The organism is Micromonospora sp. MW-13 (assembly GCF_003434305.1).
GTDB lineage: Bacteria > Actinomycetota > Actinomycetes > Mycobacteriales > Micromonosporaceae > Micromonospora.
This window is the reverse complement of sequence record NZ_QKKX01000151.1, coordinates 1-226: the sequence shown is the minus strand read 5'-3', so window position 1 is coordinate 226 and position 226 is coordinate 1. Positions and strand designations below refer to the sequence as shown.

Genomic DNA, 226 nt, shown 5'->3' with positions numbered 1-226 from the left:
CAGGACGTCCCTGTTGACCTGTTCGTCGATCCCGAGGCCGATGACCGCCGCCCCGATGCCGGTGAGCGCCACCCCGGCTAGGACGTCACTGCCGACGAGCCTGGCGATCCCATAGCCGATGACCGCCACCCCGAGGCCGATGGACGCCACCCCGTACAGGACGTCATTGCCGACCAGTGCGTCGATCCCGAGGCCGATGAGCGCCACCCCGAGGCCGATGAGCGCC

The 226-nt window shown here is 69.9% G+C and carries 1 pseudogene; it reads right to left on the bottom strand.

Annotated features, from left to right (window positions below):
• Positions 1–226, bottom strand: a pseudogene (locus C5N14_RS32560) (hypothetical protein); the annotation flags it as partial.